Raw genomic sequence first — 22,247 nt, 5'->3', positions numbered from 1 at the left:
CCGCACAGAACATTCACAGCACCGGCTTTTTCCGTTACCGGCGCTGCGCCTAGCCTCCATGCGTCATGGATTACTGCCACCCGTGCCGAAGGCACCTCAACGGCGCCCTCGCCTGCCCTGGGTGCGGCACGCCCGCCGAAGCCTGCCGCGAGCACGCGGAGGCGATCGCGGCACAGGAGTCGGCCGAGAACGCCGGCGCCCCCTACGCCGACGAGCCCACGCACACCCGCCGCTCCCGCAGGGAACGCCGTGAGCGCGGCGCCCGCAGGGCCCACCGGCGCCGGCGCAACAAGATCGTGATCGCCGCCGCGGGGCTCGCGCTCGCCGCGGGCGGCCTCAGCTTCGCGGAACTCGGCACCGAGTCGTCGGCGGACGGCGACGGGCGGGGCTCGTCCACGTCGGCCGAGGAGGCCGCCGACCAGGAGGCGGAGGCCGCCGCTTCCTCGGCGGCCGCCACCCCGACCGGCGCCGCGGCGGCCGAGGCGGACCCCCGGGCGTCGAGCGCATCGGCGTCCCCCTCCCCGTCCGCGTCGGAGTCCGAGGACGCGAAGGACGGCAAAGACAAGAAGACGGGGGAGACGGAAGAAGGGACCGAGGGGCGCGCCACCTCGGTGCCCGCCGCCACCCCGACCCCGGACACCCCGGCCGGCCCCGGCACGCCCGCCCCTGCGCCCACCACGACACCGCCCCCGCCGCAGCCCACCCCGACGAAGACGTGCGACCGCTTCCTGTGGTGGTGCACCTGAGGGCTGGGCCTGGCGGCCGACGTCGATTTCCCGGCGGGAGTCACGGCTTGTCGCCGGACGCCGCGGCCGGCGTCAGGCCGTGGCGTCGCCGTCCATCATCTTGGCGAGGAGCCTGCGCAGCGCGTCCCGCTCCTCGCCGGTCAGTGAGGCGAGGGCCCCGCGGGCGAAGCCCAGGTTCCCCTGCACGCCGCGCGCCATCCGCACGCCCTCTTCCGTCGGCGCGGCCAGCTTCACGCGCCGGTCGGCCGGGTCGGGGCGGCGCTCGACGAGGCCTCGCGCTTCCAGACGGTCGATGAGCCCGGTGATGTTCGACGGCTCGCAGTTCACCTGCTGGGCTATGCGCCGCATGGGCATCGGCTCGCGGGACAGCAGGTCGAGGACCCGCGCCTGCGCCGTGGTGAGTCCCTGGCCCCCGGCGGCCTGCTCGTACTCCTTGTAGTGACGTGAGACCAGCGTGCCGATGAGCTCGACCAGGTCGGCGGTCACCGGATCGGCTGTCACGGGGTCGTCTGTCACGTGTTTCGGGGCGGAGCTGCTTGCGGCCATGTACTCCAGAGTACCCATTTACTTGACACTATGAAATATCGAGGAGCATGGTTGTTTCAGTAAGTGAAGCAATCAGGAGGCGCCCCGCCATGTCTGTCGACACCCCTCAGATCCCCGCCACCAGCCGCGAGTGGCACCTGACCAGCCGCCCGGTCGGCTGGCCCAAGCCCGAGGACTTCCAGCTCGCCGAGGTGGAGATCCCCCAGCCCGGCCCCGGCCAGGTGCTCGTCAAGAACCTGTACGTGTCCGTGGACCCGTACATGCGCGGCCGCATGAGCGCCGCCAAGTCGTATGTCGCCCCGTACGAGCTCGGCAAGGCGATGCAGGGCGGCGCGGTCGGCGCGGTCGTCGCCTCGAACGACGAGGGGGTGGCCGTCGGTGACCACGTGCTGCACTTCAACGGCTGGCGCGAGTACGCCACGTTCGACGCCAAGCAGGCCGTGAAGGTCGACCCGCAGGCCGCGCCCCTGTCGGCGTACCTCGGTGTCCTCGGCATGACGGGCCTGACCGCGTACGCGGGTCTCCTGCGCACCCTCTCCTTCAAGGAGGGCGACACGGTCTTCGTCTCCGGCGCGGCCGGTGCCGTCGGCAGCCAGGTCGGCCAGATCGCCAAGCTCCTCGGCGCCGGCCGCGTCGTCGGCTCGGCCGGCTCGGCCGAGAAGGTCAAGCTCCTCATCGAGGAGTACGGCTTCGACGCGGCGTTCAACTACAAGGACGGCTCCGTCTTCGAGCAGCTCAAGCAGGCGGCCCCCGACGGCATCGACGTCTACTTCGACAACGTCGGCGGCGACCACCTCGAAGCGGCGATCGGCCAGCTCAACCGGGACGGGCGCATCGCGATCTGCGGCGCGATCTCGGTCTACAACAACACCGAGGCCGCCCCCGGCCCGCGCAATCTGTCCCGCCTGATCCAGACCCGCGGTCGCATCGAGGGCTTCCTCGTCGGCGACCACTACGACCTCCAGCCGCAGTTCGTGCAGCAGGTCGGCGCCTGGATCCGCTCCGGCGAGCTCAAGTACCGCGAGACCGTCGTCGAGGGCATCGAGAACAACCTGGAGGCGTTCCTCGGGGTTCTGCGCGGCGACAACATCGGAAAGATGGTCGTCAAGCTGGGGGAGTGACCCCGGTCACGCTCATTCCTTCCGGGATTCGGTAATCTCTTTCCGCCTACCGGATCGAATGAGGGAGTACGGGATGCCCATCCAGCAGTCGGACGTCGTCTACACCGCCGTGGCCACCGCGGAGAACGGCCGTGACGGCCGCGTCTCCACGGACGACGGCAAGCTCGACGTCGTCGTGAACCCGCCCAAGGAGCAGGGCGGCAGCGGCGCCGGCACCAACCCGGAGCAGCTGTTCGCCGCCGGCTACAGCGCCTGCTTCCAGGGCGCGCTCGCCGTGGTCGCCCGCCAGGAGAACGCCGACATCTCCGGCTCGACCGTCACCGCGCACGTGGGCATCGGCAAGAACGACGAGGGCTTCGGCCTCATCGTCGAGATCGCCGCCAAGATCCCGAACGTGGACGAGGCCACCGCCAAGTCCCTGGTCGAGAAGGCCCACCAGGTGTGCCCGTACTCCAAGGCCACCCGCGGCAACATCACGGTCACGCTCTCGGTGTGACCGATGCGACCCGGTCCCGGCCCGCACCCCGCGCAAGGGGTGCGGGCCGGTCCCATAGGGTGGTGCCCATGCGTGATCTCGGGGCGGGCTTCGGCTACTTGATGAAGGGCCAGCGCTGGGTCTCCCAGCACGGCAAGCAGTTCGGCATGGGGCTCCTGCCCGGCCTGATCACCCTCGTCCTGTACGCGGCCGCGCTGATCTGCCTGGCCCTGTGGGGTGACGACTTCGTCACCTGGGCGACCCCCTTCGCCGACGACTGGACGTCGCCGTGGGCCGGCCTGTTCCGCGGCTTCCTGACCGCCGTGCTCTTCGCCCTCGTCCTGCTGCTCGCCGTCCTCGCCTTCACCGCCGTCACCCTCCTGATCGGCCAGCCCTTCTACGAGTCCCTGGCGGAGAAGGTCGACCTCGCCGAGGGCGGCCACGCGCCCGAGTCGGGCCTCCCGCTCTGGCGCGAACTGTGGGTCTCCGCCCGCGACAGCCTGCGGATCCTCGTGCGCGCCGCGCTCTGGGGCGTCCTGCTCTTCGCCCTCGGGTTCGTCCCGTTCGTCGGCCAGACCGTCGTCCCGGTGCTCGGCTTCTTCGTCACCGGCTTCTTCCTCACGGAGGAGCTCGCCGCGGTCGCGCTCCAGCGCCGCAGCGTCGAACTCCGCGAGCGCCTCGCCCTGTTGCGCTCCCGCAAGGGCCTCGCCTGGGGCTTCGGCACGCCGCTCGCGGTCGCCTTCCTGGTGCCGGTCGTCGCGGTGTTCCTGATGCCGGGAGCGGTGGCGGGCGCGACCCTGATGGCCCGGGACCTGCTGGGTGAGACGACCCCGGAACCGGCCCCGGAGCCCGGGGAACCGGCCACGCGCTGACGCGGAAGCCCGGGGAACCGGCCACGCGCTGACGCGGAAGCCCGGGGAACCGGCCGCGTGCCGGAGCCGGGCCTGGGGAACCGGCCGCCGCGCCGACGGCGGGCCCGGGAAACCGGCCGCCGCGCCGACGCCGGAATCCCGCGAACCGGCCGTGCATTGACGCCTCGGGGCGCGGGCACGGGCTAGCGTCGGAGCATGGAAAAGATCGCCTTCCTCGGCCTCGGCCACATGGGCGCGCCCATGGCCCGCCATCTCCTCGACGCCGGACACCCGCTGACCGTCTGGAACCGCACCCCGGCGAAAGCCGCCCCGCTCGTCGAACGGGGCGCCGTACTCGCCGACAGCCCCGCCGACGCCGTGCGCGACGCGGATGTGGTCATCACGATGCTCGCCACCCCGGACGCCGTGTCCGAGGTCGCCGACGCCATCGCGCCCGAGCTGCGGCCCGGCACCTGCTGGGCGGAGATGTCGACCATCGGGCCCGAGGCCGTACGGCAGCTGGCGGCCCGCCTCGGTGACGGGGTGACCCTCGTCGACGCCCCGGTCATGGGCAGCACCGACAAGGCCGAGTCGGGCGAGCTCGGCATCCTCGCGGGCGGCGACGCGGACCGGATCGAAGGCGTACTCGCCCACCTCGGTACGGTCACCCGCACCGGCGCGCCCGGCTCCGGCGCCGCACTCAAACTCGTCGTCAACACCGCCGTCATCGGCGGCGTCGGCCTGGTCGCCGAGGCCATGGCGCTCGCGGACGCCCTCGGCCTGCCCGAGGACGTCGCGAAGGGCGCCCTCGCCGCGGGCCCTCTCGGCGGAGCCGTCGCCCGTGCCTTCGCGCAGGGCGTGCACTTCGGCTCGGACCTCGCCGTCAAGGACATCGCCCTGGCCACCGGGACCACCGAACTCCCCGCGATGGAAGCCGTGTTGGGCCACTTCAAGAAGGCCGCGGCGGACCCGTCCCTCGCCCACGAGGACATCGCGCGAGCCGTCACCCGTATCCGCGAGCGGTAGGCCGTCAGGCCGGGGCATACTGCGCCCATGAAGACGGCGAACCTGGGTGTGCTCTTCCTGATAGAACTGGCGGCGCTCGGGGCCGTCGGGCGCTGGGGGTTCACCCGCGACGTCTCTGCCCCGCTCGCCTGGCTGCTCGGCCTCGGGGTCATCGCCGTGATGATCACGCTGTGGGCGCTGTTCGGGTCCCAGAAGGCGTCGTACAAGACGCGGGGTGCGGGACGGGTCGCCTTCGAGCTGGTGTGGTTCGGGGCGGGCGCGGCCGCGCTCCTGCTGGCCGGGGCCGTCGGCTGGGCCATCGCCTACGTCCTGGTGTGCGCGGTGAGCAAGACGCTCGCGGTCGTCTGGCGCCAGTAGCCGCCGCGCACACGGGAGTTCACCCGGGGTCTGCGTCCCCTGTGTCGCTCCTGTCACCCGGGTCGCCTTCGATGAGTGCCAGGAAGTCGCGGAACGCGCCCGGCATGTCGACCGACTCGGGGTCCAGCAGCCACTGGTACTGCAGCCCGTCCATCACCGCCACGAGCAGCGGCGCCGCCCGCTCGGGTGTGAGGCCGCCGGGCAGCCGCTCCCCGTACTCGGTGCGCAGCACGGAGGCCATGCTCTCCCGCACGTTCCCGTACCGCTGTGTGAAGTAGGGCCGTGCCGGGTGGTCCTCCGTGACGCTCTCGCCGAGCAGCGCGGAGAACGTCTGGACGATGCCGGGACGCATCGCGTTGTACTCGACCAGTGAGGCGAGCAGGTCGAGGCGCCACCGGCTGTCCGGCACCGCGTCCCACTGGTCGCGCTCCTCCAGGACCGCGACGAGCAGCGCCTCCTTGGTGCGGAAGTAGTGCAACAGCCCCTGCTGCGTGAGCCCGACGCGCTCGGCCACCGCCCCCAGTGTCGCGCCGCGGTACCCGCGTTCGGCGATCACCTCCAGGGCGGCACGGAGGATCTCCGCGCGCCGTTCTTCGCTCCTGGCGGTTCTCGTACCCATGCCGTCACCGTACGACATCAATCATAACGGCGAGATAACGAAACCTACCGATCTACAGGTAATGGGTGCAGGATGACGGACAAGGGCCGGACTTCAACGAGGAGGCGCCGTCGTGGCGGACACCCAGCAGGACCAGGCACGCGAGGCGGTCGTCGAGGCCGCACTCGGCAAGCTCGACCTCGACACCAAGGCGGGTCTTCTCGCCGGGCAGGACATGTGGTCCCTGCCCGCCGTCCCCGGCATCGGCCTCGCGTCCCTCGTGATGTCGGACGGCCCGATCGGCGTCCGCGGCATCCGCTGGACCGCCGACGACCCCTCGATCGCCCTTCCCTCGCCGACCGCGCTCGCCGCCACCTGGGACCCCGAACTCGCGTGCAGGGCAGGTCGGTTGCTCGCCCAGGAGGCCCGGCGCAAGGGCGTGCACGTGCTGCTCGCCCCGACGGTCAATCTGCACCGCGCGCCCGTCGGCGGCCGGCACTTCGAGGCATACAGCGAGGACCCGTACCTGACCGGCGCGATCGGCACCGGCTACGTACGCGGTGTGCAGTCCGGCGGAGTCGGCACCACCGTCAAGCACTTCGTCGCCAACGACGCCGAGACCGACCGCTTCACCGTGGACAACGTGGTCAGCGCCCGCGCACTGCGCGAGCTCTACCTCGCCCCCTTCGAGACGATCGTCGAGAACGCCCACCCCTGGGGCATCATGACCGCCTACAACACGGTCAACGGCACGACGATGACCGAGCACCGCTACCTCGTGAACGAGGTGCTGCGCGGCGAATGGGGCTTCGACGGCTTCAACGTCTCCGACTGGATGGCCGCCCGCTCCACGACCGGCGACATCGAGGGCGGCCTGGACGTGGCCATGCCCGGCCCGGAGACGGTGTACGGGCCCGCGCTCGCCGCCGCCGTCCGTGCCGGAGAGGTCGAGGAGTCCACCGTCGACGAGGCCGTGCGCAACGTGCTGCGCCTCGCCGCCCGCGTCGGCATCCTGGAAGGCGCCGAGCCCGTGGTCACCGACACCCCTGCCGAGATCGACGGCGAGGCACTCGCCCGCGAGATCGCCCGTCGCGCCTTCGTCCTCGTGCGCAACTCCGGTGCGCTTCCGCTGCGTTCGGACGGCAGTGTCGCCCTCATCGGCGCCGCCGCACGCGACGCCCGCGTCCTCGGCGGCGGCTCCGCCACCGTCTTCCCCGCCCACGTCGTCTCCCCGCTCGACGGACTGACCGGCGCGCTCCCCGAGGGCACGCTCACGTACGCGATCGGCGCCGACCCGAACGAGGAACTCGCCGCCGCGGGCGCCGGGTTCGAGCTGCGTGCCCGCTGCCTGGACGCCGCGGGCGACGTCATCGGCACCGCCTCCGTGCCCGGCGGCCGCATCCAGTGGATCGGCGCCGACCTGCCCGAAGGCGTCACCCACGACACCCTGGACACCGTCGAGTTCACCGGCACCTTCACCCCGCGCGCCTCCGGGCCGCACACCTTCGGCACCCAGGGCATCGGGGGCTTCACGCTCACCGTCGCCGGTCAGGTCCTCTTCGACGGGGAGCAGCCGCTCGCCTCCGCCGCCGACCCGTTCGCGGCGTTCTTCGGCAGCCCCGTCGGCCGCGGGGACGTCGACCTCGTCGCCGGCGAAACCGTCGACGTGTCCCTGCGCTACGTCGTCTTCAAGCCCGAGGGCGCCCCGCTTCAGGCCGTCGCGTTCTCGCTGGTCCACCGCGAGCCGCAGCGCGACCCCGACGAGCTGATCGCCGAGGCCGTCGAGGCCGCGCGTTCCGCCGACACCGCGGTCGTCGTGGTCGCCACGACCGAACGCGTCGAGTCCGAGGGCTTCGACCGCAAGGACCTGCGCCTGCCGGGCCGCCAGGACGACCTCGTCCGCGCCGTCGCCGCCGTCAACCCGAACACCGTCGTGGTCGTGAACTCCGGCTCCCCGGTGGAACTCCCGTGGCGCGAGGACGTCGCGGCCGTGCTCCTGAGCTGGTTCCCCGGCCAGGAGGGCGGTGACGCCCTCGCCGACGTCCTCACCGGAGCCGAGGAGCCCGGCGGCCGGCTGCCCACCACCTGGGGCACGTTCGACGACGCACCCGTCACCGAGGTCACCCCCACCGACGGCCGGCTGGCCTACACCGAGGGCGTGTTCATCGGCTACCGCGCCTGGGAGCGGTCGGGCGCCACCCCGTCGTACGCCTTCGGCCACGGCCTCGGCTACACCGACTGGACGTACGAGGGGATCGAGGTGCGGGACGCGGGCGCGACGGCCGTGGTCCGGGTGCGCAACTCCGGCGCGCGGTCCGGCCGAGAGGTGGTCCAGGTCTATCTGGCGCCCGAACAGGCCGACCCTGCCCGCCCGGCCCGCTGGTTGGCCGGCTTCGCGGGCGTCGAGGCGGCACCCGGCGAGAGCGTCGAGGTCACGGTCCCGCTGCCGCGCCGCGCCTTCGAGATCTGGGACGAGAACGCCGACGCGTGGGCCCACCAGCCGGGCACGTACGAGGTCGAGGCGGGCCGCTCGGTCGCGGACCGCCGTGTGAGCACGCGGGTCAAGGTCTGAGCGGATTCCGCCGGGGACGAGGGCGGGTGCGGGTGCCCGGGCTGGTGGGGGTGCGGGTTCCGGTGCCGGCTCTGGCTCCCGCGGTTCAGGCGCGGGTGCCGAACCCGTACACCGTCTCCGACCGGAACACCTGCCCCGGCCTCAGTTCCGTCGACGGGAACCGGGGCCGGTTGGGGGAGTCCGGGAAGTGCTGGGTCTCCAGGGCGATGCCGGCGCCGGGCGCGAACGGGAGTGTCTCGTCGAAGTGGTCGGCTGTGTACAGCTGGAGCCCCGGCTCGGTCGTCGCGACGGTCAGCGTCCGCCCCGACGCCGGGTCGTGCAGCTCGGCGACCTCCACCGGTGTCTCGGTGACTCCCTTGTCGAGCGCGTAGTTCCGGTCGTGGCCGAGCCCCGGCTTCCGCGGCTCCCGGAAGTCGAAGGCCGTCCCGTCCACCTCGGTGAAGTCGCCGGTCGGGATCAGGTCCCCGTCCGCCGCGGTGAACCGCGAGGCCGCGATCCGCACCTCGTGCCCGCCCGCCGCGTCACCGGAGTCCGCGCCGCCCAGGTTCCAGTACGAGTGGTTCGTCAGGTTCACGACGGTCGGCGCGTCGGTCACCGCCTCGTACGCGATCCGCAGCGCCCCGCCCTCGTCGAGCGTGTACGTCGCCGAGACCTCCATGCGCCCCGGGAAGCCCTCCTCGCCGTGCGGGCTCACCCGGTGCAGGCGCACACCGTGCTCCAGCTGCTCCGCGTCCCACACGCGCTTGTCGAAGCCGCGCTCGCCGCCGTGCAGCGCGTTCGTCCCGTTGTTCTGCGCCAGGTGGTAGATCCGGCCGTCGAGCGGGAAGCGGCCGCCCGCGATCCGGTTCGCGTACCGGCCGACCAGCGCGCCGAGGAAAGGACCCGGATGGGCGAGGTACCCGTCCAGTGAGGGAAACCCGAGTGCCACATCCGCCGTGGCACCGGCCCGGTCGGGAACCTCCGCCGACTGCACGATCCCGCCGTACGTCAGGACGCGCACCCGCACCCCGTCGCGTTCGAGGATCCAGCGGTGGACGGGCGTGCCGTCGGGGAGCGTGCCGAAGAGTTCGCTGCGCATGATCGAGACCTTACGCCCGGGAGCCCCTGGCTCAGGTGATCGGCTCCTTGGCCGTCACCCGGCGATACGCCATCGCGGCGAGCCGCGACTGGCCGTCCTTGCTGGGGTGGAACCAGTCCCAGTGACTCAGCTGCCGCCCGTCGAACCGGTAGTCGAAGACCGCCCCGCCGTCGTACCGGCACCGCCGGTCCTTCGCGCACACGTCCTGGAGCACCTCGTTGTACGCCACCACCCGGTCCTGCACCGACGCCCGGCGCCGCGTCGCCGCCGCGGCGAGGTCGTCCGGGTCGGCCAGCATCGACGAACAGATGCCGAGCTTCCACACCTGCTTGCCCAGCGGGTTCGTCCGGCCCGCCGACCACAGGCGCTTGAGGTCCGGCACGCTCGACACGTACACCTGCGCCTTGGGCACCTCGCGCCGCAGTGTGCGCATCGCGTCCTCGAAGTCGGCGCGGAACGTGTCGACCGGCGTCATCGAGGCGGGTGTCGGCCGGCACGCGTCGTTGGCCCCCGCCATCACCGTCACCAGGCCCGGCGACACCGCGGCCGCTTGCTCCATCTGCGCGGGAAGGTCAGCCATCCGGGCGCCGGTGCGCGCGTAGTTCCAACTGTGCGTGGCGGCTCGGTCCTTGCCCAGGAGCCGGACCGCGAGACTGCGCACCCCGGTGTCGGAACCGGTCGCCCACGACACCTCCGGGCAGTCCGTGAGGACCGAGCAGGCGTCGAAGCCGCGCGTGATGGAGTCGCCCACGGCGGCAACGGAGCGCGGGCTCGTGTCCCACGTGGGGGTGGGCTTGGGGGACGGCTTCGTACCGGCCGTACTGCCCTTCGGGACCGGGGAGTTGCCGCCGATCGCGTCGCACGCGGCGAGGCCCGCGGCGCCGAGCAGAACCGCCGTCACACCGGCGACGGCGGCCTGGACGGCAGCTGACCGGTGGCTTCGGATCCGCATCCCGTTGTCCTCTCTCACCGCTTCTGGCCGCTGCCGGCGCCTCTGTCGTCGAACGTGACGCCGTGCACCCCGCCGCGGTTGAGTCCCCGCGGGTGAAACGTCGGTGTTTGAGGGCGCCGGGACCGACGGTACGTCACACTCCTTGCGCCGCCACACGGTAGCCTCGCCCCGTGGCGGCCCGGCCACTGTTGTCACGGCAGCGACAGGGCGGTCGGCCGACCCGGTGACACCCCGCAGTACAGCTTCCGCTAAATTACATCACGTCACATCTGTCCCATTTTTCCTGGTTCCCCTGGTTCACCTGGTCTTTGGGGAAAACTGCTCGGCACGGGCGCGAGGTCGCCGGGGAAGGCGAACCTCGTCCCACACTGGAGGTCCCGGTGACGACACGTGGAGTCCTGTACGTGCACTCCGCACCGCGCGCGCTGTGCCCGCACGTCGAATGGGCAGTCGCGGGCGTGCTCGGCGCGCGCATCAACCTCGACTGGATCCGCCAGCCGGCGGCGCCGGGAACGTGGAGATCCGAGTTCTCCTGGCGCGGTGAGGCGGGCACCGCCTCCAAACTGGCCTCCGCGCTGCGCGGCTGGCAGCTCCTGCGCTTCGAGGTGACGGCGGAACCCTGCGCGACGGCCGAGGGCGAGCGCTACAGTGCCACCCCCGAACTGGGCATCTTCCACGCCGTCACCGGCATCCACGGCGACATCCTCATCCCCGAGGACCGGCTGCGCGCCGCGCTCGCCCGCTCCAAGAGCGGCGAGACGGACCTGGAGGCCGAACTCGCCAAGCTCCTCGGCAAGCCCTGGGACGACGAACTGGAATCCTTCCGCTACGCGGGCGAGGGCGCCCCGGTGCGGTGGCTGCACCAGGTGGTGTGAGGCGTACGAACGTAGTGGTTCGCAATAGACGCAATAGACGTAGTGGTTCGCAATAGCCGAAGGGGCCCCCACCGTGATGGTGGGGGCCCCTTCGGCTACGTACGTGTACGCGGGGGTCAGACCGAGCGGAACGCCAGCACGACGTTGTGACCGCCGAAGCCGAACGAGTCGTTCAGCGCGGCGATGCGGCCCTCGACGGGCAGCTTGCGAGCCTCACCGCGGACGATGTCGGCGGCAGCCTCCGCCTCCGGGTCGAGGTTCTCGACGTTGATCGTCGGCGGAGCCACCCGGTGGTACAGGGCGAGCACCGACGCGACCGACTCGATACCGCCGGCGCCGCCGAGGAGGTGGCCCGTCATCGACTTGGTGGCGGAGACCGCCATGTGGTCGGTGTCGTCGCCGAAGACCTTGCGCAGCGCCTTGAGCTCGGCCACGTCACCGGCCGGCGTCGAGGTCGCGTGCGCGTTCACGTGCACGATCTCGGCCGGGTCGAGGTCGGTGTTGTCGAGCAGGTTCTGCAGGGCCTGCGAGATGCCGCGGCCGCCCGGCTCCGGCTGGACGATGTCGTGGCTGTCGGCGGAGATGCCCTGACCGACTGCCTCCGCGTAGACGCGGGCACCGCGCTTGGCGGCGTGCTCGGCGGACTCGAGGACCAGGACACCGGCGCCCTCACCGAGGACGAAGCCGTCCCGGCCGACGTCGTAGGGACGCGAGGCGCCCTGCGGGTCGTCGTTGTTCTTGGACATCGCCATCATGTTGCCGAAGGCGGCGATGGGCAGCGGGTGGATGGCGGCCTCGGTGCCACCGGCGACCACGACGTCCGCACGGCCCGTGCGGATCATCTCGATCGCGTAGCCGATGGCCTCGGCGCCGGACGCGCAGGCGGAGACCGGGGTGTGCACACCCGCGCGGGCGTTCACGGCCAGGCCGACGTTGGCCGAGGGGCCGTTCGGCATGAGCATCGGGACGGTGTGCGGGGAGACGCGGCGTACGCCCTTCTCCTTCAGCACGTCGTACTGGTCGAGGAGCGTCGTCACGCCGCCGATGCCGGAGGCGATGACCGCGCCGAGCCGGTCGGGGGCGACGGCCGGGTCCTCACCGGCCTTGTCGGTGTAACCGGCGTCGGCCCAGGCCTCCTTGGCCGCGATCAGCGCGAACTGCGCCGAGCGGTCCAGGCGACGGGCCTGCGGGCGCGGGATGATCTCGCTCGGTTCCACGGCGATCTGCGCCGCGATGCGGACCGCTTGGTCGGCGGCCCACTCCTGTTCGAGGGGACGGACACCGGAACGACCGGCGACCAGACCCTCCCAGGTGGACGTCGCGTCGCCACCCAGCGGTGTGGTTGCGCCGATACCGGTGACGACCACGGTGCGATTGGTCGGGCTCACAGGAATTCTTTCTCCAACGGATGCGAGGGATTCAGCGGCGCCACCGCCGGGTGGCGGAGCGGCAGCACTAGGCGAACTGTTGATCAGGCCTGGTGCTTGACGATGTAGTCGGTGGCGTCACCGACGGTCTTGAGGTTCTTGACGTCGTCGTCCGGGATCTTGACGTCGAAGCGCTCTTCGGCGGCGACGACGACCTCGACCATGGACAGCGAGTCGACGTCCAGGTCGTCGGTGAAGGACTTGTCCAGCTGGACGTCCTCGACCGGGATGCCGGCGATCTCGTTCACGATCTCCGCGAGACCGGCGACGATCTCTTCCTGAGTGGCGGCCATGTTGGCGCTCCTTCTTATGTATCCAGAGGGTGTGGCGGCGTTTCCGCCCGGAGTGATCCGGACGGTCTGCCTAGGGGAGGGTAACGACCGTGGCGGCGTAGACGAGACCCGCCCCGAAGCCGATGACGAGGGCGGTGTCGCCGCTCTTCGCCTTCCCGGTCGCCAGAAGCCGCTCCATCGCGAGCGGAATCGAGGCGGCCGAGGTGTTGCCGGTGGTCTCGATGTCACGGGCGACCGTGACATGCTCCGGCAGTTTCAGAGTCTTCACCATCGAGTCGATGATCCGCATGTTTGCCTGGTGCGGAATGAAGACGTCCAGGTCGTCCGCGCTGATCCCGGCCGCGTCCAGCGCCTGCTGGGCGACCTTCGCCATCTCGAACACGGCCCAGCGGAACACCGCCTGGCCCTCCTGCGTGATCGCAGGGAACTTGATGTCGCCCTTGCTGTCGAGCGGCAGCTTCGAGACATCGCCGACGCGGAACTCGTCCCACGGCACGGTCTGCTTGATCGTCTCGGACTTGTCGCCCTCGGAACCCCAGACGGTGGGGCCGATGTGCGGCTCCTGCGAGGGGCCCACGACGACGGCGCCGGCGCCGTCACCGAACAGGAAGGCCGTCGCGCGGTCCTCCAGGTCGGTCAGGTCGCTCAGCCGCTCCACGCCGATCACCAGCACGTACTCGGCGCTGCCCTCGACGACCATGCCCTTGGCGAGGGTCAGGCCGTAGCCGAAGCCCGCGCACCCGGCGGAGATGTCGAACGCGGCCGCCTTGGCGGTGCCGAGCTTGTCCGCGATCTCGGTCGCGATGGCCGGGGTCTGCTTGAAGTGCGACACGGTCGACACGACCACGGCGCCGATCTGCTCCGCGCTGATCCCGGCGTCCGCGATGGCCTTGCCGGAAGCCTCGATCGACATCGCGGCCACGGTCTCCGCGTCGGAGGCCCAGTGGCGCGTCGCGATGCCCGAACGGGAGCGGATCCACTCGTCGGACGAGTCGATCTTCTCGAGGATCACCTCGTTCGGCACGACCCGGGTCGGCCGGTAACCGCCGACGCCCATGATGCGCGCGTAGGGGGCGCCCTGACTGGGCTTGATCTTCGACATGCTCTCGGGGCTCCTTGTCAGGCCGTCTGCGTGTCCGCCGCGGCGGAGGAGTGCTCGGCGATCAGGGCGCGGGCTGCGTCGAGGTCGTCGGGGGTCTTGAGGGCGAGGGTCTTCACACCCGGCAGGGCGCGCTTGGCGAGACCGGTGAGGGTGCCGCCCGGGCACACCTCGACGAGCGCGGTCACGCCGAGCTCCTTGAAGGTCTCCATGCACAGGTCCCAGCGGACCGGGTTGGCCACCTGGCCGACCAGTCGCGAGACGACCTCGGCACCGGTGGCGACCGTCCGGCCGTCCTTGTTCGACACGTACGCGACCGTGGGGTCGGCGGGCGTCAGGGCCTGGGCGGCCTCTTCCAGCTTCGCCACCGCGGGAGCCATGTGACGGGTGTGGAACGCGCCGGCCACCGTCAGCGGCACGACCCGGCGTACGCCCTCGGGCTTGTCGGCCTCGAGCGCGGCGAGCTCCTCGAGGGTGCCCGCGGCCACGATCTGGCCGGCGCCGTTCACGTTCGCCGGGGTCAGACCCAGCTTCTCCAGGTGCGCGACGGTGACCTCCGGGTCGCCGCCGAGCAGGGCGGACATACCGGTCTTGGTCACGGCGGCCGCATCGGCCATGGCCAGGCCGCGCTTGCGCACGAGCTGGAGGGCGGCGGTGTCGTCGAGAACCCCGGCGAAGGCCGCCGCGGTGATCTCGCCGACGCTGTGGCCCGCGACGGCGTCGGGAGCGATGTCGCCGAGTGCGGCGGCCGACAGGAGTCCGGCCGCGACGAGCAGAGGCTGAGCGACGGCCGTGTCGCGGATCGCGTCCGCGTCGGCCTGCGTGCCGTAGTGGGCAAGGTCGAGCCCGATGGCGTCCGACCACGCGGCGACGCGGTCTGCGGCACCGGGGAGGTCGAGCCAGGGAGTCAGGAAGCCGGGCGTCTGAGCGCCTTGGCCGGGAGCGACGAGTACGAGCACTCTCACACTCTCTCTTGTGGACGGCCACGGCCGCCCGTGGGGACAGGGACGAAGAACCGAAGGGGGAATTGTAGACCCCCGACAAAGGGCTACGACTGAGGATCTGCGTCGGCCAGGCGCCCCAGGATCAGCGCGATCCGCAGCGTGAACGCCGACCTGACATCGGAGGGTGACCAGCCGGTGACGTCTGTCACACGTCGGAGCCGGTAGCGGACGGTGTTCGGGTGGACGAAGAGCATCCGGGCCGCTCCTTCGAGACTGCTCGCCTGTTCCAGATAAACGCTGAGCGTCTCCAGAAGAGCCGAGCCGGCCTCCTCCAGCGGTCTGTAGATCTCCTCCACCAACTGCTCGCGCGCGGCAGGGTCGCTCGCGATCGCCCGCTCCGGAAGGAGATCATCCGCCAGAACGGGGCGTGGAGCGTCCTGCCACGCCCCGCACGCCTTGAGCCCGGCGGCCGCGGCCTGCGCCGACCTGGTGGCGGCGAGCAGGTCCGGCACCACGGGGCCGGCCACCACGGGACCCGCCGCGTACGGGCCGATCAGCGACTTCGCGACCTGGAGCGGATTGTTGTTGCCGCCCGCGATGACGACGAGACGGTCCCCGAGTACCCCGGTCAGGACCTGGAGCTTGGCGTGCCGGGCGGCCCGCCGGATGGCCTCGACCGTGAGCTCGCTGTCGCCTTCGGGAGCGGTGCCGAGCACCACGCACACGTGCTCCGGCGAGTTCCACCCGAGCGCCGCGGCCCTGCTGACGGCACCCTCGTCGGCCTCGCCCGAGAGAACCGCGTTGACCACCAGGGACTCCAGGCGGGCGTCCCACGCGCCTCGCGCCTCAGCCGCCTGCGCGTAGACCTGAGCGGTCGCGAAGGCGATCTCCCTCGCGTAGACGAGGAGTGCCTCACGCAGGATCGACTCGTCGCCGGGCGCCGCCACCTCGTCGATCGCGGACTCCATGACCTCGATGGTCGTGCGGACCATCTCCACGGTCTGGCGCAGCGTGATGGCCCGGGTCAGCTCGCGCGGCGCGGTGCCGAACACGTCGGTCGAGATCGCCTGGGGGGCGTCCGGGTGCCGGAACCACTCGGTGAAGGCCGCGATACCGGCCTGCGCGACCAGCCCGATCCAGGAGCGGTTCTCCGGTGGCATCGCCCGGTACCACGGCAGCGTCTCGTCCATGCGCGTGATGGCCTGCGCGGCGAGGCTCCCGGACGACTTCTCCAGGCGCTTCAGGGTCGCGGAGTGCGGGTGGGGGTTCGCACGGCGGTCGCGATGGTCCGGGGCTTCGTTCGCTGAGGGTTCGGGCACGGGGACAAGACTGCCTTATCGGGACGGCTCAGCGGTGTGGAGGGTGCAAGGTGGCCGCGCGGACGTCCCCGTCCGGGGGTCTACCGTGTATGACGTGATGGATGTACGTCGCTCCGGCGACCGGTACCCCGGCGGCGAGCCGGACGCCGGAATCGAGTCGTTCCACGCCTTCTCCTTCGGGCCCCACTACGACCCCGACAACCTGCGCTTCGGATCGATCCTGGCCTGCAACGAGGAGCGCCTCGCACCGGGTGCGGGCTTCGACGAGCATCCGCACAGCCACACCGAGATCGTCACCTGGGTCGTCTCGGGCCGGCTCACCCACCGCGATTCGACGGGGCACGAGTCCGTGGTCGCACCCGGCGATGTGCAGCGCCTCAGCGCGGGCGGCGGAGTGCGCCATGTCGAGCGCAACGACGGCCCCGACCCGCTCGTCTTCGTCCAGATGTGGCTCGCCCCCCTGGAGCCGGGCGGCGACCCGGTCTACGAGGTCGTGCACGGCATCGCCGACTCCACCCCCTACGACGTGCCCGAGGCCGGCTCCCTACTGCATGTGCGCCGCCTCGGACCGGGGGAGCGAGCCGCCGTCCCGGACGCGGCCCAGGTGTACGTCCATGTCGTCCGCGGTGAAGTGCTGCTCGGCGGCGAGGAGTTGGGACCGGGGGACTCGGTCAGGATCGCCGGTCAATCCGGTCTCGAGGCCGTGGCGTCGGGACCGGCGGAACTGCTGCTGTGGGAGATGGCCGCCACCCGCTGAGACCTCCACGGTGAACGGCCGCGCGCCCTCACGCCGAGCCCACGCACCCGGCCCCTCACGCCCGGCCCGCCCGCCGACCACAGTCGCTCGAGGTCCGGCACGCTCGACACGTACACCTGCGCCTTGGGCACCTCGCGCCTCACGCCCGGCTCACACCTCGGCGAGCACCGCGTCCGTGAAGGGGGGCCACACCTCGGCCGCCCACGGTCCGAAGGCCCGATCGGTCAGCGCCACGCATGCGACGCCCGCGTCGGGGTCGACCCACAGGAACGTGCCCGACTGGCCGAAGTGTCCGAACGTTCGCGGCGACGACGAACTGCCCGTCCAGTGCGGCGACTTGGCGTCCCTGATCTCGAACCCGAGGCCCCAGTCGTTCGGGTTCTGGTGCCCGTACCCCGGCAGTACGCCCTTGAGGCCCGGGTACTGCACGGTCATGGCCTCGGCGACGGTGCGCGGATCGAGCAGCCGGGGAGCCTGCACCTCGGCCGCGAACCGTGCCAGGTCGTCCACCGTCGACACCCCGTCCTTGGCGGGCGAGCCCTCCAGGGCGGTCGAGCTCATCCCGAGGGGCTCGAGAACCGCTTGGTGGAGATACTCCGCGAACGGGATCTCCGTCGCCTTCGCGATGTGGTCCCCGAGCACCTCGAACCCCGCGTTCGAGTACAGCCGCCGTGTGCCGGGCGCCGACGTCGCCCGGTGCTCGTCGAAGGCGAGTCCGGAGGTGTGCGCGAGGAGGTGGCGCACCGTGGAACCCTCAGGTCCGGCCGGGTCGTCGAACTCGATCGCGCCCTCTTCGTAGGCGACGAGGGCCGCGTAGGCGGCGAGCGGCTTGGTGACCGAGGCCAGCGGGAAACGGTGGGCCGTCGGGCCGTGCGCCCCGAGGACCGTGCCGTCCGCGCGGACGACGGCTGCGGCGGCGGTCGGTACCGGCCAGTTCTCGATCATCGCAAGGCTCTGCATGGCCACGAGCCTAACGGGCCCGGCGAGGACGCCCTCCTGTGCCCACAGGCCGGGCCGAACCGTCGCGCGGTTCGAATCGCATCGACGGACACCGTCCGGAATTCCTCCCCGATGTGCTTGCTTGGAGTGCACTTCAACGTTCTAGCGTGGGGGTATGACGGTGATGGAGACCACCCCCGCACCCAGCAAGGCCGACGTCTGCGCATCGGGCCCCACCGCTCACCCGCGCCCGGACGGCCAAGACCACTACACGATCAGCGAGGTCGTGGCCTTCACCGGACTGACCGCCCACACGCTGCGCTGGTACGAGCGGATCGGGCTCATGCCCCACGTCGACCGCTCGCACACGGGCCAGCGCCGCTACAGCAACCGCGATCTCGACTGGCTCGCCTTCGTCGGCAAGCTGCGGCTGACCGGGATGCCGGTGGCACACATGGTGCGCTACGCCGAACTCGTGCGGGTCGGCGAGGACACGTTCGAGGAGCGCCGCGAGCTTCTCGAATCGACACGCAGGGACGTGCTGTCCCGGATCGCCGAACTCCAGGACACCTTGTCCGTACTCGATTTCAAGATCGACTTCTATGCGGGCGCCCGGCGGGCGTCGGAGAGGGCCTGAACCGCATGAGCAGCACGGAGCAGATGCAGCACACGGGGGAGCCGCAGCGGATTTCCACTGTGGAGTTGGGAAACAACGGGCCCTTGGTGGGCGTGCAAGGCCTCGGCTGCATGGGCATGAGCTGGGCTTACGGTCCGACGGACGCCGACGAGGCGCGGGCCACCCTGGAGCGTGGCCTGGAACTCGGCGTCACCTTGTACGACACCGCCGACGCCTATGCCGCCGGCGAGAACGAGAAGTTCCTTGCTCCCTTCATCAAGGCGCACCGTGACGAGGTGGTGCTGGCCACCAAGTTCGCCCTGGGCGTGGACCCGAGCGACCCCACAAAGCGCGTCATCAACAACGATCCCGCGTACATCCGTGCCTGCATCGACGCCAGCCTCCGGCGTCTCGGCGTCGACACCATCGACCTCTACTACATGCACCGCCGCGATGTGAACGTGCCGATCGAGGAGACCGTCGGCGTGATGGCCGAACTCGTCGCCGCCGGCAAGGTCAAGCACCTCGGCCTCAGCGAGGTCACCGGCGGCGAACTGCGTGCCGCCCAGGCGGTCCACCCGATCGCCGCCCTCCAGTCCGAGTGGTCGCTGTTCAGCCGCGACATCGAGAAAGAGGTGGTGCCGACCGCCGCCGAACTGGGCGTGGCCCTCGTGCCGTACTCGCCGCTCGGGCGCGGCTTCCTCACCGGCTCGTTCGTCAGCGCCGACAAGGAGCTCGATCCGGACGACTTCCGCCGCCAGCAACCCCGCTTCACCGGCGACAACGCCGCCGCCAACGCGGCCCTGCTCGAGCCGGTGCGCCAGGTCGCCGAGGCCCATGGCGCATCCCTCGGCCAGATCGCCCTGGCCTGGGTACAGCAGCAGTCGCAGGCCTTCGGACTCCCCGTCGTCCCGATCCCCGGCACCCGCAAGCGCAGCCGCATCGAGGAGAACGCCGCGGCCACCCGCATCACCCTCACCGACGACGAACTCGCCCTGGTCGCCCCCATCGCTTCCCAGGTCGCGGGCAACCGCTACGCCGACATGACCTTCACCTCGGCGGGGCGCGAGTAACACCCCGGAGTCACCTGCCCGGTCCGTCGCCGGCGGCATCTTTTGCCCCGGCGGCGACCGGTCGGCACCTCACGCGAGCCCCAGGGCGAACACGGCGAACCCCGCTGCCAGCAGCCCGGCCAGCGCGCGCCGCACATGCGTGGCCCTCTTCCAGGGAGCCTCGAAGCCCCGCGTGTACCTGCCGATCAGCACGAGCAGCCCCGCGAAGACCGGAAGCCACGCGATCCTCGCCGCTATCCAGCCCAGCGAGTCCGGACTCGTCGTCAGCCCCGGTATCGCGCCGGCGAAGGAACTCGGTATCGCCGCTGTCAGCAGCGCCGTCTGATGCCAGCAAAGGATCGTCATCGCCGAGAGGTTGATGATCACCACCGGCGCCCACAGCGCGGGCCGCCGCAGCAGCCTGCCGATCCGGTCCCGCAGGAGCATCGCCGCACCGCTCTGCGCAGCCGCCAGTGCGAGCACCAGCAAGGACGGCGGATGGGAGTTCGTCCGCGACTCACCCGGCACGCCCACCATCGACTCCGGGTAGTGGAACGCGAGAAGCAGTGTCGCGAACAGGGCAGCGCCGCCGATCAACAGCGCCCACGCGCCACGCCTGCCGATCCTCTTCTCGCCCCAGCAGACCCCCAGTTGGTAGGCGAACATCCAGCCGGGGAGCAGATTGAGCAGACTCAGCCAGGACGGCATGGCGTCCGCGCACGGCCCGTAGCGCAGGAAGTCGATCACGGCTACGGACCCGAGCAGTGGCGCCGCCGCCCACGCCCCCATTTTCCGGGTGGCCCGCACGCAGTACGGCGTGAGCGCGGTGATCACCGTGTAGACGCCCACGAACCACAGCGGTTGTATCACCAGCGTCGATCCTGTGTGGAGGGTCTGCTCCGGCACTCCGAGCGCGTACAGCGCGGGGATCAGCGCGGCGCACACCGCCGTCACCCCGAGGACCGGGCGGCCCAGGCGAGCCAGCCGGCCACGCAGCCAGGCGCTCGTCGATCCGCCCGCCGCCAGCGTCCGCCGGTACGACAGAACGGATGCGTAGCCCCCCACCAGGAAGAAGATGCCGAGCATCTGCAGGACCCAGCTGATCGGGGCGAGGAATCCGAACGAGGACAGCGGGCTCGCGTTGTGCAGCGCGCCCTGGCCGTCGAGGGAGAAGCCGCCGAGGAGCCAGTGGCCCATGGGCACGGCGAGCAGCGCGAGCGCGCGCAGACCGTCTATCGCCCGGTCCCGGTGGGCCGGTGTCTTCGCGTCGATGGCGGACGCGGTCCTGCGCAGGGTCGAGATACTCATGACGTGGCTCCGGTGGCGATGCGGGTGAAGGCGCGCAGCGAGTCCGTGCCGGGCGCGAAGTAGCCGGTGTGGCCCTCGGCGTGGTGGGCCGGAATGCGGCGAGCGCCGAAGGAAGGGTCGGTGGGGTCGGTCCCGTGCCCCAGGCCGAACAGCTCGACGTTCGGCACGCGGCCGATCCAGTCGCTGTCGTCCCGCGCGGCCCATACACGGGCCTTGGTGCGCAGATCGGCCACCGAGTCCGCGCGCAGACCCGGGGAGCCGAGCACCACGAGGTCGGACGCGGGCAGCCGGGCGGCGGAGAGTCCACAGACCACCGATCCGTAGCTGTGGCAGAACAGGACGGGACGCGGCGCGCCCGAGGCCGTCAGTCCCTGGACGAAGCGGGTCAGCCTCGGCACGCCCGCCTCAGCGAGCCGGCCGGTGGCGGCGTCGGGTCCCAGGCCGACAGGCGTCGTGTATCCCACCCACGCCACGACCGCAGTGCGGCCGCCCGACGCCTCGTACAGCGAGCGGGCCATTCCCGCCGGGGTGCCGTACGGGTCCTTGGCGCGGTCGAACGAGCTCAGGTCGATGTCCGAGCCGGGCACGACGACGGAAACATGCTCGGCGACCGCCAAGTCCCCGAAAACTTCGGCTACTTGGCCACGGCCTCGCGGGTCGAAGGCCAGTATCTGCCGTCCAGGCTCGAGAAGTTCGGTGTATCGCGTGACGAGGAAGCGGGCCTGCGCGCGGTCCTGGGGCGTGAGGGACGCGTCCCCAGCGCGCGCCCGGACTCGGTCACGCTCGGCCTTCAGCGCACGGGTGTTGGCCTCGTAGCGAAGGTCGGCCGGAGCGCCGTCCAGATTGCCGACCACGGCCGGATGCCGCTCGACCAGCTCCTGCCGCTCGGCGTCGTCCAAACCGCCGAAGAACGCCGTTACCTGGGCCGGCTTCGCGGTTGCCGGATCAGGCAGCCTGACACCGAGCGCATGGTCCGCACGCCACGATGCCGCGCCGGGCGGCGGTCCGGTGAGGGGGCTCTGCTCGCTGCCGACGGCCCAGCCCGTCGTGCCCGCCACGACAGTCGTCGTGAGCGCGGCGGCGACCAGTGTCCTTCGGCCGCGTTGTTTCCATGAGCGCAGGCGCATCGCCCGTCTCCCCTCCGTCCGGTGGCGTGACGAGGGGAAGGTAGGGAGACGACGCCCGGCTCCACGTCACACCGGAGAGCCAACTCTCGGGTGATACCGGGGTATTCGGAGGTGCTACTCAGGTAGGGGGTGCGTTGTGAAGACCGGCGCCGACCTGCGCGCGGCGGGT

Annotated in this window: 23 protein-coding genes; 11 read left to right on the top strand and 12 right to left on the bottom strand. The window is 71.4% G+C overall.

Features of this window, described 5'->3' with window-relative positions; translation table 11 throughout:
- Nucleotides 1-65 precede the first annotated feature (65 nt).
- Nucleotides 66-746: an SCO2400 family protein gene (locus LGI35_RS16055; RefSeq protein WP_227294510.1), complete on the top strand. Its 681-nt coding sequence runs from the start codon at nt 66-68 to the stop codon at nt 744-746.
- Nucleotides 747-818: 72 nt separating this feature from the next.
- On the opposite strand, the gene LGI35_RS16050 is transcribed toward LGI35_RS16055, so the two are convergent.
- Complete coding sequence (locus LGI35_RS16050) at nt 819-1,292, bottom strand: MarR family winged helix-turn-helix transcriptional regulator (RefSeq protein WP_227294509.1); 474 nt, start codon at nt 1,290-1,292, stop codon at nt 819-821.
- Between the two features lie 89 nt (nt 1,293-1,381).
- Here LGI35_RS16050 and LGI35_RS16045 point away from each other — a divergent pair, with 89 nt between their 5' ends.
- From LGI35_RS16045 to LGI35_RS16025, 5 genes are all read left to right on the top strand, one after another.
- A complete protein-coding gene (locus LGI35_RS16045) occupies nt 1,382-2,413 on the top strand; it encodes an NADP-dependent oxidoreductase (protein ID WP_227294508.1) in 1,032 nt (343 codons plus the stop codon).
- A gap of 73 nt (nt 2,414-2,486) precedes the next feature.
- Nucleotides 2,487-2,909 (top strand): organic hydroperoxide resistance protein, encoded by a 423-nt coding sequence (locus tag LGI35_RS16040; protein ID WP_100591911.1) that lies wholly within the window; start codon nt 2,487-2,489, stop codon nt 2,907-2,909.
- A 68-nt stretch (nt 2,910-2,977) separates the two neighbouring features.
- A complete protein-coding gene (locus LGI35_RS16035) occupies nt 2,978-3,760 on the top strand; it encodes an EI24 domain-containing protein (RefSeq protein WP_227294507.1) in 783 nt (260 codons plus the stop codon).
- A 195-nt stretch (nt 3,761-3,955) separates the two neighbouring features.
- Complete coding sequence (locus LGI35_RS16030) at nt 3,956-4,765, top strand: NAD(P)-dependent oxidoreductase (RefSeq protein ID WP_227294506.1); 810 nt, start codon at nt 3,956-3,958, stop codon at nt 4,763-4,765.
- Between the two features lie 27 nt (nt 4,766-4,792).
- A complete protein-coding gene (locus LGI35_RS16025) occupies nt 4,793-5,122 on the top strand; it encodes a YrdB family protein (protein WP_227294505.1) in 330 nt (109 codons plus the stop codon).
- A 19-nt stretch (nt 5,123-5,141) separates the two neighbouring features.
- On the opposite strand, the gene LGI35_RS16020 is transcribed toward LGI35_RS16025, so the two are convergent.
- Nucleotides 5,142-5,759: a TetR/AcrR family transcriptional regulator gene (locus LGI35_RS16020; RefSeq protein ID WP_227294504.1), complete on the bottom strand. Its 618-nt coding sequence runs from the start codon at nt 5,757-5,759 to the stop codon at nt 5,142-5,144.
- A 94-nt stretch (nt 5,760-5,853) separates the two neighbouring features.
- Between LGI35_RS16020 and LGI35_RS16015 the strand changes: the two genes are divergently transcribed.
- A complete protein-coding gene (locus tag LGI35_RS16015; RefSeq protein ID WP_227294503.1) occupies nt 5,854-8,292 on the top strand; it encodes a beta-glucosidase in 2,439 nt (812 codons plus the stop codon).
- An 85-nt stretch (nt 8,293-8,377) separates the two neighbouring features.
- Here the strand turns inward: LGI35_RS16015 and LGI35_RS16010 are convergent, their stop codons facing one another.
- Complete coding sequence (locus LGI35_RS16010; RefSeq protein ID WP_227294502.1) at nt 8,378-9,370, bottom strand: aldose epimerase family protein; 993 nt, start codon at nt 9,368-9,370, stop codon at nt 8,378-8,380.
- 31 nt (nt 9,371-9,401) lie between these two features.
- On the bottom strand, nt 9,402-10,322 hold the full coding sequence (locus tag LGI35_RS16005) for an SGNH/GDSL hydrolase family protein (protein WP_227294501.1): 921 nt from the start codon (nt 10,320-10,322) through the stop codon (nt 9,402-9,404).
- A gap of 380 nt (nt 10,323-10,702) precedes the next feature.
- On the opposite strand from LGI35_RS16005, the gene LGI35_RS16000 reads away from it, so the two are divergent.
- Nucleotides 10,703-11,197, top strand: a complete 495-nt coding sequence (locus LGI35_RS16000; RefSeq protein ID WP_227294500.1) for a DUF3145 domain-containing protein — start codon at nt 10,703-10,705, stop codon at nt 11,195-11,197.
- Between the two features lie 116 nt (nt 11,198-11,313).
- Here the strand turns inward: LGI35_RS16000 and LGI35_RS15995 are convergent, their stop codons facing one another.
- The 5 genes from LGI35_RS15995 to LGI35_RS15975 form a co-directional block, all read right to left on the bottom strand.
- Entirely contained in the window at nt 11,314-12,585 is a 1,272-nt protein-coding gene (locus tag LGI35_RS15995) for a beta-ketoacyl-[acyl-carrier-protein] synthase family protein (RefSeq protein WP_116502272.1), read from the bottom strand.
- Nucleotides 12,586-12,668: 83 nt separating this feature from the next.
- Entirely contained in the window at nt 12,669-12,917 is a 249-nt protein-coding gene (locus LGI35_RS15990; protein ID WP_100591921.1) for an acyl carrier protein, read from the bottom strand.
- 70 nt (nt 12,918-12,987) lie between these two features.
- Nucleotides 12,988-14,019, bottom strand: coding sequence for a ketoacyl-ACP synthase III (locus tag LGI35_RS15985; protein ID WP_227294499.1), 1,032 nt, complete (start codon nt 14,017-14,019; stop codon nt 12,988-12,990).
- A 17-nt stretch (nt 14,020-14,036) separates the two neighbouring features.
- Entirely contained in the window at nt 14,037-14,975 is a 939-nt protein-coding gene (locus LGI35_RS15980; protein ID WP_227300322.1) for an ACP S-malonyltransferase, read from the bottom strand.
- Nucleotides 14,976-15,064: 89 nt separating this feature from the next.
- Nucleotides 15,065-16,279: a PucR family transcriptional regulator gene (locus LGI35_RS15975; RefSeq protein WP_116502275.1), complete on the bottom strand. Its 1,215-nt coding sequence runs from the start codon at nt 16,277-16,279 to the stop codon at nt 15,065-15,067.
- A 97-nt stretch (nt 16,280-16,376) separates the two neighbouring features.
- On the opposite strand from LGI35_RS15975, the gene LGI35_RS15970 reads away from it, so the two are divergent.
- Nucleotides 16,377-17,036 carry a pirin family protein gene (locus LGI35_RS15970; RefSeq protein WP_227300321.1) on the top strand — a complete coding sequence of 220 codons (660 nt, stop codon included), beginning with the start codon at nt 16,377-16,379 and terminating at the stop codon, nt 17,034-17,036.
- A gap of 150 nt (nt 17,037-17,186) precedes the next feature.
- On the opposite strand, the gene LGI35_RS15965 is transcribed toward LGI35_RS15970, so the two are convergent.
- On the bottom strand, nt 17,187-18,002 hold the full coding sequence (locus tag LGI35_RS15965) for a serine hydrolase domain-containing protein (RefSeq protein ID WP_227294498.1): 816 nt from the start codon (nt 18,000-18,002) through the stop codon (nt 17,187-17,189).
- Between the two features lie 148 nt (nt 18,003-18,150).
- Between LGI35_RS15965 and LGI35_RS15960 the strand changes: the two genes are divergently transcribed.
- Together LGI35_RS15960 and LGI35_RS15955 are read left to right on the top strand one after the other, a co-directional pair.
- Nucleotides 18,151-18,612 carry a MerR family transcriptional regulator gene (locus LGI35_RS15960; protein WP_116502277.1) on the top strand — a complete coding sequence of 154 codons (462 nt, stop codon included), beginning with the start codon at nt 18,151-18,153 and terminating at the stop codon, nt 18,610-18,612.
- A 23-nt stretch (nt 18,613-18,635) separates the two neighbouring features.
- Nucleotides 18,636-19,664, top strand: coding sequence for an aldo/keto reductase (locus tag LGI35_RS15955; protein ID WP_227300320.1), 1,029 nt, complete (start codon nt 18,636-18,638; stop codon nt 19,662-19,664).
- A gap of 69 nt (nt 19,665-19,733) precedes the next feature.
- Here the strand turns inward: LGI35_RS15955 and LGI35_RS15950 are convergent, their stop codons facing one another.
- Both LGI35_RS15950 and LGI35_RS15945 read right to left on the bottom strand, forming a co-directional pair.
- Nucleotides 19,734-20,951 (bottom strand): acyltransferase family protein, encoded by a 1,218-nt coding sequence (locus tag LGI35_RS15950; RefSeq protein WP_227294497.1) that lies wholly within the window; start codon nt 20,949-20,951, stop codon nt 19,734-19,736.
- Nucleotides 20,948-22,078 carry an alpha/beta hydrolase gene (locus LGI35_RS15945; protein ID WP_227294496.1) on the bottom strand — a complete coding sequence of 377 codons (1,131 nt, stop codon included), beginning with the start codon at nt 22,076-22,078 and terminating at the stop codon, nt 20,948-20,950. Before LGI35_RS15945 ends, LGI35_RS15950 begins: the two co-directional genes overlap by 4 nt.
- Nucleotides 22,079-22,247 lie beyond the last annotated feature (169 nt).

Origin of the sequence: Streptomyces longhuiensis, from assembly GCF_020616555.1 — a bacterium.
Taxonomy (GTDB): domain Bacteria; phylum Actinomycetota; class Actinomycetes; order Streptomycetales; family Streptomycetaceae; genus Streptomyces; species Streptomyces longhuiensis.
Note: the sequence above shows the minus strand (reverse complement) of the source record. Positions and strands in the feature narration are given on the sequence as shown.